11 protein-coding genes are annotated in these 14595 nt (G+C 63.7%); 8 read left to right on the top strand and 3 right to left on the bottom strand.

Annotated features, from left to right (window positions below):
- Window positions 1–31: 31 nt before the first annotated feature.
- The 3 genes from gatB to gatC are packed head-to-tail and all read right to left on the bottom strand — an operon-like array spanning window position 32 to window position 3243.
- Window positions 32–1477, bottom strand: coding sequence for an Asp-tRNA(Asn)/Glu-tRNA(Gln) amidotransferase subunit GatB (gene gatB, locus ACIPZH_RS05175; RefSeq protein WP_241804220.1), 1446 nt, complete (start codon window positions 1475–1477; stop codon window positions 32–34).
- Window positions 1478–1488: 11 nt separating this feature from the next.
- Entirely contained in the window at window positions 1489–2940 is a 1452-nt protein-coding gene (gatA, locus tag ACIPZH_RS05170) for an Asp-tRNA(Asn)/Glu-tRNA(Gln) amidotransferase subunit GatA (RefSeq protein WP_241804221.1), read from the bottom strand.
- Between the two features lie 15 nt (window positions 2941–2955).
- The gene (gene gatC / locus ACIPZH_RS05165) at window positions 2956–3243 is read right to left on the bottom strand and encodes an Asp-tRNA(Asn)/Glu-tRNA(Gln) amidotransferase subunit GatC (protein WP_241804222.1); all 288 of its coding nucleotides are present in this window, start codon (window positions 3241–3243) and stop codon (window positions 2956–2958) included.
- A gap of 204 nt (window positions 3244–3447) precedes the next feature.
- Here gatC and mreB point away from each other — a divergent pair, with 204 nt between their 5' ends.
- From mreB to tldD, 8 genes are all read left to right on the top strand, one after another.
- Window positions 3448–4485 (top strand): rod shape-determining protein MreB, encoded by a 1038-nt coding sequence (gene mreB, locus ACIPZH_RS05160; protein ID WP_003255163.1) that lies wholly within the window; start codon window positions 3448–3450, stop codon window positions 4483–4485.
- Between the two features lie 198 nt (window positions 4486–4683).
- Window positions 4684–5712: a rod shape-determining protein MreC gene (mreC, locus tag ACIPZH_RS05155; RefSeq protein ID WP_400635414.1), complete on the top strand. Its 1029-nt coding sequence runs from the start codon at window positions 4684–4686 to the stop codon at window positions 5710–5712.
- Window positions 5712–6200, top strand: a complete 489-nt coding sequence (gene mreD, locus ACIPZH_RS05150) for a rod shape-determining protein MreD (protein ID WP_267818528.1) — start codon at window positions 5712–5714, stop codon at window positions 6198–6200. The genes mreC and mreD overlap by 1 nt, the downstream gene beginning before the upstream one ends.
- A 33-nt stretch (window positions 6201–6233) precedes the next feature.
- Window positions 6234–6845 (top strand): Maf family protein, encoded by a 612-nt coding sequence (locus ACIPZH_RS05145; protein ID WP_400626116.1) that lies wholly within the window; start codon window positions 6234–6236, stop codon window positions 6843–6845.
- Window positions 6846–6899: 54 nt separating this feature from the next.
- Window positions 6900–8357 carry a ribonuclease G gene (gene rng / locus ACIPZH_RS05140; RefSeq protein ID WP_241804226.1) on the top strand — a complete coding sequence of 486 codons (1458 nt, stop codon included), beginning with the start codon at window positions 6900–6902 and terminating at the stop codon, window positions 8355–8357.
- Window positions 8358–8439: 82 nt separating this feature from the next.
- Window positions 8440–12255, top strand: a complete 3816-nt coding sequence (locus ACIPZH_RS05135) for a YhdP family protein (protein ID WP_400635413.1) — start codon at window positions 8440–8442, stop codon at window positions 12253–12255.
- 14 nt (window positions 12256–12269) lie between these two features.
- Window positions 12270–13121, top strand: a complete 852-nt coding sequence (locus tag ACIPZH_RS05130; protein WP_400635412.1) for a carbon-nitrogen hydrolase family protein — start codon at window positions 12270–12272, stop codon at window positions 13119–13121.
- Window positions 13122–13123: 2 nt separating this feature from the next.
- Window positions 13124–14563, top strand: a complete 1440-nt coding sequence (tldD, locus tag ACIPZH_RS05125) for a metalloprotease TldD (protein WP_241804229.1) — start codon at window positions 13124–13126, stop codon at window positions 14561–14563.
- Window positions 14564–14595: the final 32 nt, after the last annotated feature.

Below are 14595 nucleotides of genomic sequence, written 5' to 3'. Positions count from 1 at the left end.
CGAGGGCAAAGCCCTCGCCGCTGGTTTCAGCTCACCCTTCGAGCTTAGCCTTGAGCAATTGGTTCACTTGCCCCGGGTTGGCCTTGCCCTTGGAGGCCTTCATCGCCTGGCCAACGAAGAAGCCGAACATCTTGCCGCGCTTGGCTTCGTCGGCAGCACGGTACTGTTCGACCTGCTCGGCGTTGGCGGCAAGCACTTCGTCGAGCATCTTGTCGATCGCGCCGGTGTCGGTGACCTGTTTCAGCCCTTTGCTCTCGATGATGCTGTCGGCATCGCCTTCACCGGCGGCCATGGCCTCGAACACGGTCTTGGCGATCTTGCCGCTGATGGTGTTGTCGCGGATACGCAGCAGCATGCCACCGAGTTGCTCGGCGCTGACCGGTGCCTGGTCGATCTCGATGCCCAGCTTGTTCAACAGGCTGCCCAGTTCGACCATGACCCAGTTGGCTGCCAGTTTGGCGTCACCGCCAATCTTCACCACCTGCTCGAAGTAGTCTGCCTGTTCACGGCTGGAGGCCAGCACGTTGGCATCGTAGGCCGACAGGCCATACTGGCTCTGGAAGCGCTCGACCTTCTGCGGTGGCAGCTCCGGCAAGCCGGCACGGATGGTCTCGAGGAAGCTGTCCTCGATCACCACCGGCAGCAGGTCCGGGTCGGGGAAGTAACGGTAGTCGTTGGCTTCCTCCTTGCTGCGCATGGAGCGGGTCTCGTCCTTGTTCGGGTCGTACAGGCGGGTTTCCTGAACCACCTTGCCGCCATCTTCGATCAGGTCGATCTGGCGCTGGATCTCACTGTTGATCGCACGCTCGATGAAGCGGAACGAGTTGACGTTCTTGATCTCGCAGCGTGTGCCGAACTCGGCCTGGCCCTTGGGCCGGATCGAGACGTTGCAGTCGCAGCGCAGCGAACCTTCCGCCATGTTGCCGTCGCAGATGCCCAGGTAGCGCACCAGCGCGTGGATCGCCTTGACGTAGGCGACGGCCTCCTTGGCGCTGCGCATGTCCGGTTCGGAGACGATTTCCAGCAGCGGCGTGCCGGCCCGGTTCAGGTCGATACCGGTAAAGCCGCTGAAGTCTTCGTGCAGGCTCTTGCCTGCGTCTTCTTCCAGATGCGCGCGGGTTACGCCGATGCGCTTGATGGTGCCGTCTTCCAGGGCGATGTCCAGGTGGCCCTTGCCGACGATCGGCAGGTCCATCTGGCTGATCTGGTAGCCCTTGGGCAGGTCGGGGTAGAAGTAGTTCTTGCGCGCGAACACGTTGCGCTTGCCGATCTGGGCATCGATCGCCAGGCCGAACATGCAGGCCATGCGCACGGCTTCCTGGTTCAGTACCGGCAATACCCCAGGCATGCCAAGGTCAACCAGGCTCGCCTGGGTGTTCGGCTCGGAGCCGAAGGTGGTGGCGCTGCCGGAAAAGATCTTCGACTGGGTGGCCAGCTGGGTGTGGATTTCCAGCCCGATCACAACTTCCCATTGCATGTGTGAATTCCTCAGAAGCCGTTGGGGGCGCGGGTGTGCCAGTCGGTGACCTGCTGGTAGCGGTGCGCGACATTGAGCAGGCGGCCTTCCTGGAAGTACGGAGCCAGCAGCTGCACGCCGACCGGCAGGCCATCGACGAAGCCGGCTGGCATCGACAGGCCCGGCAGGCCCGCCAGGTTGGCGGTGATGGTGTAGACGTCTTCAAGGTATGCCGCGACCGGGTCGCTGCTCTTGGCGCCGAGCTTCCAGGCCGGGTTCGGCGTGGTCGGGCCAAGGATCAGGTCGACGCCTTCGAAGGCGGTCATGAAGTCGTTCTTGATCAGGCGGCGGATCTGCTGCGCCTTGACGTAGTAGGCGTCGTAGTAGCCTGCCGACAGGGCGTAGGTGCCGACCATGATGCGGCGCTGGACTTCGGCACCGAAGCCTTCGCCACGGGAGCGCTTGTACAGGTCGGTCAGGTCTTTGGGCGCGTCGCAACGGTAGCCGAAGCGCACGCCGTCGAAGCGTGACAGATTGGAAGAGGCTTCGGCCGGCGCGATCACGTAGTACGCAGGGATTGCGTGCTGCATGTTCGGCAGGCTGATTTCCTTGACCACTGCGCCGAGCTTTTCCAGCTCCTTGACGCTGGCTTGTACCAATTCGGCGATGCGCGGGTCGAGGCCGGCGCCGAAGTATTCTTTTGGCAGGCCGATGCGCAGGCCTTGCAGCGAGGCATTGAGGTTGGCGCTGTAGTCCGGCACCGGCTCGTCGATGCTGGTGGAGTCCTTGGCGTCGAAACCGGCCATGCCCTGCAGCAGCAGCGCGCAGTCTTCAGCGGTGCGGGCCAGCGGGCCACCCTGGTCGAGGCTGGAGGCATAGGCGATCATGCCCCAGCGCGAAACACGACCGTACGTCGGCTTGAGGCCTGTGAGGTTGGTCAGTGCCGCCGGCTGTCGGATCGAGCCACCGGTATCGGTGCCGGTGGTCGCCGGCAGCAGGCGGGCGGCCACGGCCGCAGCGGAGCCACCGGACGAGCCGCCAGGCACGTGTTCGAGGTTCCAGGGGTTCTTCACCGCGCCGTAGTGGCTGGATTCGTTGGCAGACCCCATGGCGAATTCGTCCATGTTGGTCTTGCCCAGGGTGACCATGCCGGCCTCGGCCAGCTTGGCGACCACGGTGGCGTCGTACGGCGCTTTGAAGTTGTCGAGCATCTTCGAGCCGCAGCTGGTACGTACGCCGTGGGTGCAGAACAGGTCTTTGTGGGCGATGGGGGCGCCCAGCAGTGCGCCGGTCTCACCGGCGGCGCGACGGGCGTCGGCGGCACGGGCCTGGCCCAGGGCCAGCTCCTCGGTGACGCTGATGAAACTGTTGAGTTGCGGGTCGAGTTGCTGAATGCGCGCCAGCAGGGCGCCGGTCAGCTCTTCGGAAGAAAACGACTTGTCGGCGAGCCCGCGGGCGATCTCGGCCAGGGTCAATTGATGCATGGCAGGCACTATCCCTTACTCGATGACTTTGGGAACCAGGTACAGACCGCTTTCGGTCTTCGGTGCGATGGCTTGGTAGGCATCGCGCTGGTTGCTTTCGGTGACCTGGTCGGGACGCAGGCGCTGGCTGGCCTCCAGGGGGTGGGCCAGGGGTTCGATGCCGGTGGTGTCGACCGCTTGCATCTGGTCGACCAGCCCGAGAATGCTGTTCAGTGCATCGGTAGTGCGTGGCAGTTCGCCTTCATTCAGGCCCAGACGGGCCAGATGGGCGATCTTTTCCACGTCGCAGCGTTCAAGCGCCATGGGTATCTCCAGGGGAAACAAAGAACGGAATAAGGTCCGTGATGAGGAACATGTCGGCATTCTGGCGGTCATACGGCCGCGATCATCTGCTGGCGTGCTCGGAAAAACGACCAATTTAACATATTGGCTCCTTGCCCAAAATCCCTGCCATTGTTAGAGTTTGCCGCACTTTTTTACCCACGCTTTCCCCAGGGTCCCTTTCCCATGTTCAAGAAACTGCGTGGCATGTTTTCCAGCGATCTCTCCATCGACCTGGGTACTGCCAACACCCTTATCTACGTGCGTGAGCGCGGTATCGTCCTGAATGAGCCCTCGGTAGTTGCCATCCGTACCCACGGCAACCAGAAAAGCGTCGTCGCCGTCGGTACCGAAGCCAAGCGCATGCTGGGCCGTACGCCCGGCAACATTGCTGCCATTCGTCCGATGAAGGACGGCGTCATTGCCGACTTCAGCGTTTGTGAAAAAATGTTGCAGTACTTCATCAACAAGGTTCACGAGAACAGCTTCCTGCAGCCAAGCCCTCGTGTGCTGATCTGCGTGCCGTGCAAGTCGACCCAGGTAGAGCGCCGCGCCATTCGCGAGTCGGCGCTGGGTGCCGGTGCCCGTGAAGTGTTTCTGATCGAAGAACCCATGGCCGCGGCCATCGGTGCCGGCCTGCCGGTCGAAGAAGCCCGTGGTTCGATGGTCGTCGATATCGGTGGTGGTACCACTGAAATCGCCCTGATTTCGCTCAATGGCGTGGTCTACGCCGAGTCTGTCCGCGTCGGCGGCGACCGCTTCGACGAGGCCATCGTCACCTATGTGCGCCGCAACTACGGCAGCCTGATCGGCGAATCCACTGCCGAACGCATCAAGCAGGAAATCGGTACCGCCTACCCGGGCGGCGAAGTGCGTGAAGTCGACGTGCGCGGCCGCAACCTGGCCGAAGGCGTGCCACGTGCCTTCACCCTGAACTCCAATGAAGTGCTCGAAGCCCTGCAGGAGTCGCTGGCGACCATCGTTCAGGCCGTCAAGAGCGCCCTGGAGCAGTCTCCGCCGGAGCTGGCCTCTGACATCGCCGAGCGTGGCCTGGTGCTGACCGGTGGTGGCGCGCTGCTGCGTGACCTCGACAAGCTGCTGGCCCAGGAAACCGGCTTGCCGGTGATCGTTGCCGAGGACCCGCTGACCTGCGTGGCCCGTGGCGGCGGTCGCGCCCTGGAGATGATGGACAAGCACGCGATGGACCTGCTCTCCAGCGAGTGATCGAGCGCCCGGTTTACAGGTGGCGCGCGCAGTGCTACCTGTATGCGTTGGGCTGGCGTCCGTGGCGGCGCCGCTTCTGTCAACCCGCAACCAGGCTGGTGCGTTGTCCCATGTCCAATGATCTCCTGAGTCGTCCACGAGGAACGGCCCATTAAACCGCTTTTCTCCAAGGGCCCTTCGCTGGGCGTTCGCCTGCTCGTGTTAGTGGTGCTTTCGGTCGCGCTGATGGTGGTCGATGCACGCTTTGACCTGCTCAAGCCCGTGCGTAGTCAGATGGGCCTGGTTCTGATGGAATCGTACTGGATCACCGACTTGCCTCAGCGGATGTGGCAAGGTGTGGCTGGCCAGTTCGGCAGCCGTAACGAACTGATCGCGGAAAACGAGAAGCTCAAGACCGAAGCCCTGCTGTTGCAGGGGCGCTTGCAGAAGCTGGCGGCCCTCACCGAGCAGAACGTGCGCCTGCGCGAGTTGCTCAACTCCTCCGCACTGGTCAACGAGAAGGTCGAGGTGGCCGAGCTGATCGGCGTCGACCCCAACCCGTTCACTCACCGTATCCTGATCAACAAAGGCGAGCGCGATGGGGTGTTCCTTGGCCAGCCGGTACTCGACGCCCGCGGCCTGATGGGCCAGGTGGTCGAGCTGATGCCCTACACCTCACGGGTGCTGCTGCTGACCGATACCACCCATAGCATCCCGGTACAGGTCAATCGTAACGGCCTGCGCGCGATTGCCAGCGGTACAGGCAACCCTGAGCGCCTGGAGCTGCGCCATGTCGCCGACACGGCGGACATCAAGGAAGGCGACTTGCTGGTGAGCTCCGGCATGGGCCAGCGCTTCCCGGCCGGCTACCCGGTGGCCACGGTCAACGAAGTGATCCATGACTCCGGCCAGCCGTTCGCAATCGTTCGTGCCATTCCTACCGCCGCGCTCAACCGCAGCCGCTACATGCTGCTGGTGTTCAGCGACCGGCGTTCGCCGGAGCAGCGCGCCACCGATGCGGCGCTGGCCCAGGAAGAGGCAGACCGCAAGGGCGCAGCCGCCCCCGCAGAGCCTGGTGCCAATGGCGAACAGGCCACCCCCGGCACGCCTGCAACGGCAGCGCCTGCCCCGGCCGCGCCCGCCGCCCCAGCCGGTGCAGTACCGGCCCCGGCCGCCGCAGCACCGGGTGCAGCCCCCGCCAGCCCTGCCGCAGCGCCTGCGGCACCTGCCCAGCCTCGGAGGCAATGATGGCCAAAACGCGCCGTAACCACGGGTGGGTCATCTGGCTGACCTTCGCCATTGGCCTGCTACTCAGCGTCTCGCCCATGCCGCCGTTTCTCGAGATGTTCCGGCCAATGTGGCTGGCGATGCTGGTATCGTTCTGGACGCTCATGGTCCCGAACAAGGTTGGCATGACCACTGCGTTCGTACTGGGCCTGGCCGAGGATGTGCTGTATGGCACGTTGCTCGGGCAGAACGCCCTGGTCCTGACCCTGATCACCTTCCTGGTGCTGTCGCTGCAGCAGCGTCTGCGCATGTTCCCGATGTGGCAGCAGAGCCTGGTAATCCTGGTGATCTTCGGTATCGCCCAATTGGTCCAGTTGTGGCTCAGCGCGCTCACCGGTAACCGGCTGCCCACGCTTGCGCTGGTCTGGTCGGCAGTCATCAGTGCCTTGCTCTGGCCGTGGATCAGCTTCGCCCTGCGTGATCTGCGCCGGCGTTTGCATATCAACTGACGGCACCGCCGTCACCGACAGGGAGATGTCTGCATGAAACCACTTTACCTGGCCTCAGGCTCGCCCCGTCGTCGTGAACTGCTGGCCCAGATCGGTGTGCCGTTCACCGTTATCAGTGCCCCCATCGATGAAAGCGCGCTGCCAGATGAAAGCGCTGTGGCTTATGTCGAACGCCTGGCCAGGAGCAAGGCTGAGGCTGGCCTTGCCAGTCTCGCCGGCCCGGCCGTAGTCCTTGGCGCAGACACTGCGGTGGTGCTCGATGGGCGAATTCTCGGCAAGCCGGAAAACCGTGAAGATGCCTTGGCCATGCTGGCGGACCTGGCAGGGCGCGAACATCAGGTGTTGACGGCAGTGGCACTGAGCGATGGCCAGTGCTGCCTGAGCGTCTGTGTCACCAGCACTGTGCGTTTTCGTGCCATCGACCCGGAAGAAGCACAGCGCTATTGGGCCAGTGGCGAGCCGGTGGATAAAGCAGGCGGTTATGCCATCCAGGGCTTGGGGGCGGTATTCGTGACCGGCCTTCAGGGCAGCTATTCGGCGGTGGTCGGCCTGCCCCTGAGCGAGACGGCCGAGCTGCTCGCCCAATTCGGTATCGCCTGCTGGCAGGTGCCGGCGCTTTCTCCAGAGGTAACAAAGCAGCAGTAGCCAGCCCGGCGCCCGCGATCCATGATTACCGAAGACCTTTGACGAGAGCCTGCCATGAGTGAAGAGATCCTGATCAACATCACCCCGATGGAGTCGCGTGTGGCGGTGGTGGAAAACGGGGTGCTGCAGGAAGTGCACGTCGAGCGCACCCAGCGTCGCGGCATCGTCGGTAATATCTACAAGGGCAAAGTCGTACGGGTGCTGCCCGGCATGCAGGCCGCGTTCGTCGATATCGGCCTGGAGCGCGCCGCGTTCATTCATGCCTCGGAGATTTCCCAGCGCGAAGGTTCTGCCGTGGAGACCATCACCGCACTGGTACACGAGGGCCAGGCCCTGGTGGTGCAGGTGACCAAAGACCCCATCGGCAGCAAAGGCGCACGGCTGACCACTCAGCTGTCGATACCGTCGCGTTACCTGGTGTACATGCCGCGTAGCAGCCATGTCGGCATTTCGCTGAAGATCGAGGACGAAGCCGAACGTGATCGCCTCAAGCAGGTGGTCAGTGACTGCATGGACAGCGAAGACATCAAGAACGCCGGCGGTTTCATCCTGCGCACGGCCGCCGAGGGCGCGCGGGCCGAAGAGATCCTGCAGGACATCCGCTACCTGCGCCGCCTGTGGGAGCAGATTGGCAGCCAGATCCAGACCTGCGGTGCCCCGACGGTCATCTACGAGGATCTTGGCCTGGCCTTGCGCACACTGCGCGATCTGGTCAACCCGAAGATCGAGAAGATCCGCATCGACTCCCGGGAAACCTTCCAGAAGACCACACAGTTCGTTGCCGAACTGATGCCGGAGATCGCCGACCGCCTGGAGCACTACCCGGGCGAGCGGCCGATTTTCGACCTGTATGGTGTAGAGGACGAAATCCAGCGCGCACTCGATCGCAAGGTGCCGCTCAAGTCCGGCGGCTATCTTGTGGTCGACCCGGCCGAGGCAATGACTACCATCGATGTGAACACCGGCGCCTTCGTCGGCCACCGCAACCTTGAAGAAACCATCTTCAAGACCAACCTGGAAGCGGCCACGGCAATCGCCCGGCAACTGCGCCTGCGCAACATTGGCGGGATCATCATCATCGACTTCATCGACATGGAGGATGAGGACCATCAACGCCAGGTGCTGCGTACGCTGGAAAAGCAGCTCGAACGTGATCATGCCAAGACCAACATCATCGGCATCACCGAGCTGGGCCTGGTACAGATGACCCGCAAGCGCACGCGCGAGAGCCTGGAGCAGGTGCTGTGCGAACCCTGCTCCGCCTGCCAGGGGCGTGGCAAGCTGAAAACCCCGGAAACTATCTGTTACGAAATTTTCCGCGAGATCCTTCGTGAAGCCCGCGCCTATCAGGCAGAGGGCTATCGGGTATTGGCCAACCAGAAGGTGGTCGACCGCCTGCTCGACGAAGAATCCGGCAACGTGGCCGAGCTGGAAACCTTCATCGGTCGAACCATTCGCTTCCAGGTCGAGTCGATGTACTCGCAGGAACAATACGATGTGGTGCTGCTCTGAGGCGTTCTGATACCCAGTCCAGGGTGCCCGGGCTGGCAAAACCGCTGCTTCGAGCCATCATGGATAAACGACCTGGAGGGCCATGGCCATGGGACGTCTGACCCGCGTTCTTGTCGCCTTGACCCGTTGGGGGCTGGGCATCTGCGCCCTGCTGGCGGTGTTGGTGGCGCTCTACGTCAGCCTCGGCCGGTACCTGGTGCCACTGGTGGCCGAATACCGCGCCGACCTCGAAAGCAAGGCCGAGCAGGCGTTGGGCCTGCCGGTGCATGTGGGCAGCCTGGAAGGGCGCTGGAGTGGCCTGGCGCCGGTGCTGCAAGTGCGCGACCTGCAGTTGGGCGAGGGGGCTTCGGCGTTGCGTCTGGATGACGTCAAGCTGGTGCCCGACCTGTGGGCCAGCCTCACTGCACGCGAAGTACGCCTGGCACGTGTTCAGCTGGCGGGCCTGCAACTGATCCTGCGTGAGAACGAGCAGGGCGTTTGGGCGCTTGAAGGCTTACCGAAAAAGGATGATGCGCCGCTGGACCCGGCCGAAGTGTTGCAGCGTTTGCAGCAGTTGGGCCGTATCGATGCATTCGACAGTCAAGTCACCCTGCAGCCCTGGCAGCGTGACCCGTTGACGCTTACCTATGTCAGCCTTGGCCTGCAGGCCGGCGCTTCACGCCAGGCGCTGGACCTGCGTGCGACCCTGCCTGACGGCCAGCCGTTGGCACTGAACCTTCGCAGCCGGGTGAATGCCAAGGCCTGGCGCGACGGTAAGGCAGAGGCTTACCTGAGCCTGCCGCAGAGCGACTGGGCGCGTTGGCTGCCGCCACGCCTGCTCGGCCAGTGGCAGGCCCAGGCCTTGCGCGCCGGTGGTGAGTTCTGGGTTGACTGGGGTGAGGGCCGGTTGCAGCAGGCAGTGGTCCGGCTCAATGCCCCTCAGTTGCGCGGTGGCTATGCCGAGCGCCAGGCGGTGACACTGGATAACCTGGCGGTGTCGGCCTGGTTCCAGCGCAACGCGCAAGGGTTCGATGTGGTGGTCGATTCACTGGCAGCCGACCTCGGCAAAACCCGCTGGGAGTCGAAGCTGCAGCTGCGTCAGCGGGCAGGCGAGGAGCCTGCCGGAGAAACCTGGCAGGTGCAGGCGGACCGTCTTGATCTTACGCCGCTGACGCCTTTGATAGATGCACTGGCGCCGCTGCCGGAAAAGCTCATGACGGTGGTCGATGGGCTTAAAGTGACCGGTGCCGTGCGCAATCTGCGCCTGGACGTGCGGCCCAAGGCCGAGGGTGATCAACGGCTTCAATTCGCTGCCAATCTGGAAAAAGTGGGCTTTGACGCCTACCACGGCGCACCGGCTGCCGGTAACGTCAGCGGGAGCATCAGTGGAGACCTTGGCCATGGCGAACTACGCCTGGATACCGAGGCCTTCATGTTGCATCTTTATCCGATCTTCGCCAAACCTTGGCATTATCAGAAAGCCAACGCCCGCCTGACCTACACCCTCGACAAAGCAGGATTCACCCTGGCTGCGCCCTACCTGAGAGTGCTGGGCGAGGAGGGCAAGATCGCCGGGGATTTCCTGATTCGCCTGCTGTTCGAAGAAGGCAGCGAGAGCTATATGGACCTGCGCGTCGGCCTGACCGAAGGCGATGGGCGCTACACTGCCAAATACCTGCCTGAGGTGCTCAGCCCGGCGCTCGATGAATGGCTGCGCAGTGCCATCGTCAAGGGCAACGTCGATGAGGGCTACTTCCAGTACCAAGGTTCGCTGAACCACGGTGCCAGCCCCGAATCGCGCAGTATCAGCCTGTTCTTCAAGGTGCACGACGCTGCGCTGGACTTCCAGCCTGGCTGGCCACAGGTGCAGAACGTCGCTGGCGATGTGCTGATCGAGGACAGTGGCGTGCGTATCAAGGCCAATAAAGGCCTGTTGCTCGACACACAGGTAAGCGACGTCAGTGTCAACATTCCCCATGTCGAGGGCGACGAGCAAAGCCACCTGTACCTTGATGGCAAGTTCGACGGTAGCCTCGGCGATGGTCTGAGGATTCTCAAAGAGGCGCCTATCGGCACCGGCGAAATGTTCGCAGGATGGGAGGGCGAGGGGCCGCTCAAGGGCAAGCTCAAACTCGACATCCCCTTGGCCCACGGGCAACGCCCGAAAGTACAGGTCGACTTTGCCACCGCCGATGCACGCCTGAAGGTTGCGCCGCCGACCCTGGAGCTGAGCCGACTCAAGGGCGACTTCAGTTTCGACCTCGACAAGGGCCTGAGTGGGAAGAACATCGCCCTGCAGGCTTTTGGCAAACCGGTGACCGCGCAGATCACCGCCGAGGGCCAGCCTGGGCAGATGCAGACGCGTATCAGCGCGAATGGCCAAGTGGCGCTTGCGGCCTTGACCGACTGGCTGCAGTTCAAGCAGCCCTTGCCGGCGTCTGGTGAGCTGCCCTACCAGTTGCAACTCAACCTTGGCAGCCGCGACAACAGCCTGAGCGTGAATTCGTCGCTCAAAGGCCTGGTGATCGATTTGCCGGCACCGTTCGGCAAGGCCGCAGCAGAGACGCGTGATAGCCGATTCAGCATGAGCCTGCAAGGCCCTGAGCGGCGTCTGGATGCCGCCTACGCCGACCTTGCCCGCTTTGCCTATGCAGCGCCCAGCGACAACCTTGGGCAAGGCCGCGGCGAGCTGCTGCTGGGGGCAGGGCAGGCGCAGGTGCCAGCTGAGCAGGGCCTGCGCGTACGGGGGCGCCTCGAGAGCCTGGACCTGGCGCCCTGGCAGGCCAAGATGACGCAGATCAGTGGCGACGACCCAGGCGCCAGTGCCCGCCAGACGCTTCAGAGCGTAGACCTGAGCATCGGCCAGTTGAAGGCCCTGGGCATGGAGCTGAACCAGGCTGTCGTGCGTCTGGCCAGGGGCGGCCCTGCGTGGGATCTGCGCCTGGATAGCAAGGAAGTCATCGGCAATGCACGGTTACCCGATGCCAAGGGCGCACCGATGACCGTGCGCCTGCAGACCTTGCGCCTGCCAGCAGCGGACCCGGTCCAAGCACAGGCCGAGGAAGGCCCTGACCCGCTGGCCTCGTTCGATCCACGCAAGGTACCGGCACTGGACCTGACCATCGACAAGCTGTACCGCGGCGATGACCTGTATGGCAACCTGGCGTTGAAGCTGCGCCCGACCGCCCGAGGCGTATCCGCTCAGGATATCGACCTGGTCTTCAAAGGCCTGCACATCGACGGCCGCGGCGGCTGGGAAGGTGACAGCGGTGCCACCAGCAGCTGGTACAAGGGCCGCCTGGATGGCAAGAACCTGGCCGACGTGCTCAAGGCCTGGGGCTTCGCGCCTACCGTGACCAGTCGCGACTTTCGTCTGGATGTGGATGGGCGCTGGCCCGGCTCGCCAGCCTGGGTTGGCCTCAAGCGCTTCTCGGGCAGCATGGATGCGGCATTGCGCACAGGGCAGTTCGTGGAAGTGGAGGGCGGCGCTCAAGCCTTGCGGGTGTTTGGCCTGCTCAACTTCAACTCCATCGGCCGGCGTCTGCGCCTGGACTTCTCCGACCTGTTCGACAAGGGCCTCGCCTATGATCGGGTAAAAGGCTTGCTGGTAGCCAGTGACGGCGTCTACGTGACCCGCGAGCCGATCAGCGTGACCGGGCCTTCGAGCAACTTCGAGCTCGACGGTACGCTGGACCTCGTTCGCGACCGGGTGGACGCCAACCTTCAGGTCTCCCTGCCAGTGACCAACAACCTGCCCCTGGCCGCGCTGATCGTAGGCGCACCGGCGGTCGGTGGGGCGCTGTTCCTGGTCGACCGGCTGATCGGTGATCGCGTATCGCGCTTCGCCAGCGTGCACTATCGCATCGAAGGGCCGTGGAAAGAGCCTAGAATCACCTTTGTGAAACCGTTCAACAAGTAGTGCCAGGAGTGCCGATGAAAGTAGCGGTCATCCAGATGGTCAGCCAGGACGATGTGTTGGCCAACTTGCAGCGTGCGGGTGCCTTGCTGGAACAGGCGGCATTCGGCGGCGCGAGGCTGGCGGTGCTGCCAGAAAATTTTGCCGCCATGGGGCGCAGGGATGCCGCTGCGATCGGCCGGGTCGAGGCTTTGGGTGAGGGGCCGATACTGCCCTGGTTGAAACGCACCGCCCGCGACCTCAGATTATGGATTGTTGCCGGCACCTTGCCGTTGCCACCTGCCGATCAGCCTGATGCCAAGGCGCATGCCTGCTCGCTTCTGGTCGACGAGCACGGCGAGGTGGTGGCGCGCTACGACAAGCTGCACCTGTTCGACGTGGACGTGGCCGATACCCGTGGCCGTTACCGTGAGTCCGACGACTACGCCCATGGCGCGCACGTGGTGGTGGCCGACACGCCGGTAGGGCGCCTGGGCTTGAGCGTCTGCTACGACCTTCGTTTTCCGGAACTGTACAGCGCGCTGCGCAGTGCCGGCGCGCAACTGATTACGGCACCTGCGGCGTTCACGGCGGTCACAGGCGCGGCGCACTGGGAAGTGCTGATTCGTGCCCGGGCCATCGAAACACAGTGCTATGTGCTGGCCGCAGCACAGGGCGGTACCCATCCAGGCCCACGGGAGACCCATGGGCACGCGGCGATCGTCGACCCCTGGGGGCGGATCGTCGCCGAACAGGCGCAAGGCGAAGCGGTATTGCTTGCCGAGCGCGACAGTGATGAACAAGCGTCCATTCGGGCGCGTATGCCGGTCGCTTTGCACCGGCGCTTTTTTTCGCAGGACGCCTTGCGGCCTGCGCACACCTCGGAGTGACTATGAGCCAGATGTTATCCACCGTCAGCGAGCAGCTCCTGGCCCCAGGCGGATTGACCCTGGACAGCCTGCAGGCTGTACTGGGCGAGTTGGCCGGGCCGGGCATCGACGCCGCCGACCTGTACTTCCAGGGCCAGATCTCGGAAACCTGGGCGCTGGAGGACGGCATTGTCAAAGAGGGCAGCTTCAACCTTGACCAAGGCGTGGGCGTGCGTGCCCAGTCGGGTGAGAAAACCGGTTTCGCCTACAGCAACGCGATCAACCTCGAGGCTCTGACTTCGGCAGCCCGGGCGGCGCGGTCGATTTCCCGCGCCGGGCAGAACGGCACCGTTCAGGCGTTCCGCAGCCAGGACGTGACGGCCCTGTATGCCCCGGATAACCCGCTGGACGTGCTTAGCCGTGCTGAAAAGGTCGAGCTGCTCAAACGTGTCGATGCCGCCACGCGGGCGCTCGACCCGCGTATCCAGCAGGTCAGCGTGAGCATGGCCGGGGTGTGGGAGCGCATTCTGATCGCTGCGGCCGACGGCAGCCTGGCCGCTGACGTGCGGCCGCTGGTGCGCTTCAACGTCAGTGTCATCGTCGAGCACAATGGTCGGCGTGAACGGGGCGGGCAGGGCGGCGGCGGGCGTACCGACTACCGCTTCTTCACCGAGGAACGGGTCATGGGTTATGCCCGTGAGGCGCTGCGCCAGGCCTTGGTGAACCTGGAGGCCATTCCTGCCCCAGCGGGCACCTTGCCGGTGGTGTTGGGTTCCGGCTGGTCGGGTGTGCTGTTGCATGAAGCGGTCGGCCACGGCCTGGAAGGCGATTTCAACCGTAAGGGCAGCTCGGCGTTCAGTGGCCGGATCGGCGAGAAGGTGGCTTCGAGCCTGTGCACTATCGTAGACGATGGCACCCTCGAGGGCCGTCGCGGCTCGTTGAGCGTCGACGACGAGGGCACGCCGACCGAATGCACGACGCTGATCGAGAACGGCGTGCTCAAGGGCTACATGCAAGACAAACTCAATGCACGCCTGATGGGGATGGCCGTGACCGGTAACGGCCGCCGCGAATCCTATGCCCACCTGCCGATGCCGCGCATGACCAATACCTACATGCGTGCCGGCGAAAGCGACCCGCAGGAAATCATCGCTTCGGTGAAGAAAGGGATCTATTGCGCCAACCTGGGCGGTGGCCAGGTGGACATCACCAGCGGCAAGTTCGTGTTCTCGACCAGCGAAGCCTATCTGATCGAAGACGGCAAGATCACCGCACCGGTCAAAGGGGCGACACTGATCGGCAACGGGCCCGAGGCCATGAGCCGAGTGTCGATGGTCGGTAACGATCTTGCGTTGGACAGCGGCGTGGGGACGTGCGGCAAGGATGGGCAATCGGTGCCGGTAGGGGTAGGCCAGCCAACCTTGAAGCTGGACGCGATCACCGTCGGTGGTACCGGCGCGTGATGCATGCCCCGGGGCTGCAGGGCAGCCCCAGG

The organism is Pseudomonas sp. NPDC089758, from assembly GCF_044748705.1.
GTDB classification, from domain to species: domain Bacteria; phylum Pseudomonadota; class Gammaproteobacteria; order Pseudomonadales; family Pseudomonadaceae; genus Aquipseudomonas; species Aquipseudomonas putida_X.
Note: the sequence above shows the minus strand (reverse complement) of the source record. Positions and strands in the feature narration are given on the sequence as shown.

Coding starts and splice junctions, on each gene's coding strand:
- gatB (WP_241804220.1), bottom strand. CDS start 1,477: ATGCAATGGGAAGTTGTGATCGGGCTGGAAATCCACACCCAGCTGGCC.
- gatA (WP_241804221.1), bottom strand. CDS start 2,940: ATGCATCAATTGACCCTGGCCGAGATCGCCCGCGGGCTCGCCGACAAG.
- gatC (WP_241804222.1), bottom strand. CDS start 3,243: ATGGCGCTTGAACGCTGCGACGTGGAAAAGATCGCCCATCTGGCCCGT.
- mreB (WP_003255163.1), top strand. CDS start 3,448: ATGTTCAAGAAACTGCGTGGCATGTTTTCCAGCGATCTCTCCATCGAC.
- mreD (WP_267818528.1), top strand. CDS start 5,712: ATGGCCAAAACGCGCCGTAACCACGGGTGGGTCATCTGGCTGACCTTC.
- ACIPZH_RS05145 (WP_400626116.1), top strand. CDS start 6,234: ATGAAACCACTTTACCTGGCCTCAGGCTCGCCCCGTCGTCGTGAACTG.
- rng (WP_241804226.1), top strand. CDS start 6,900: ATGAGTGAAGAGATCCTGATCAACATCACCCCGATGGAGTCGCGTGTG.
- ACIPZH_RS05135 (WP_400635413.1), top strand. CDS start 8,440: ATGGCCATGGGACGTCTGACCCGCGTTCTTGTCGCCTTGACCCGTTGG.
- ACIPZH_RS05130 (WP_400635412.1), top strand. CDS start 12,270: ATGAAAGTAGCGGTCATCCAGATGGTCAGCCAGGACGATGTGTTGGCC.
- tldD (WP_241804229.1), top strand. CDS start 13,124: ATGAGCCAGATGTTATCCACCGTCAGCGAGCAGCTCCTGGCCCCAGGC.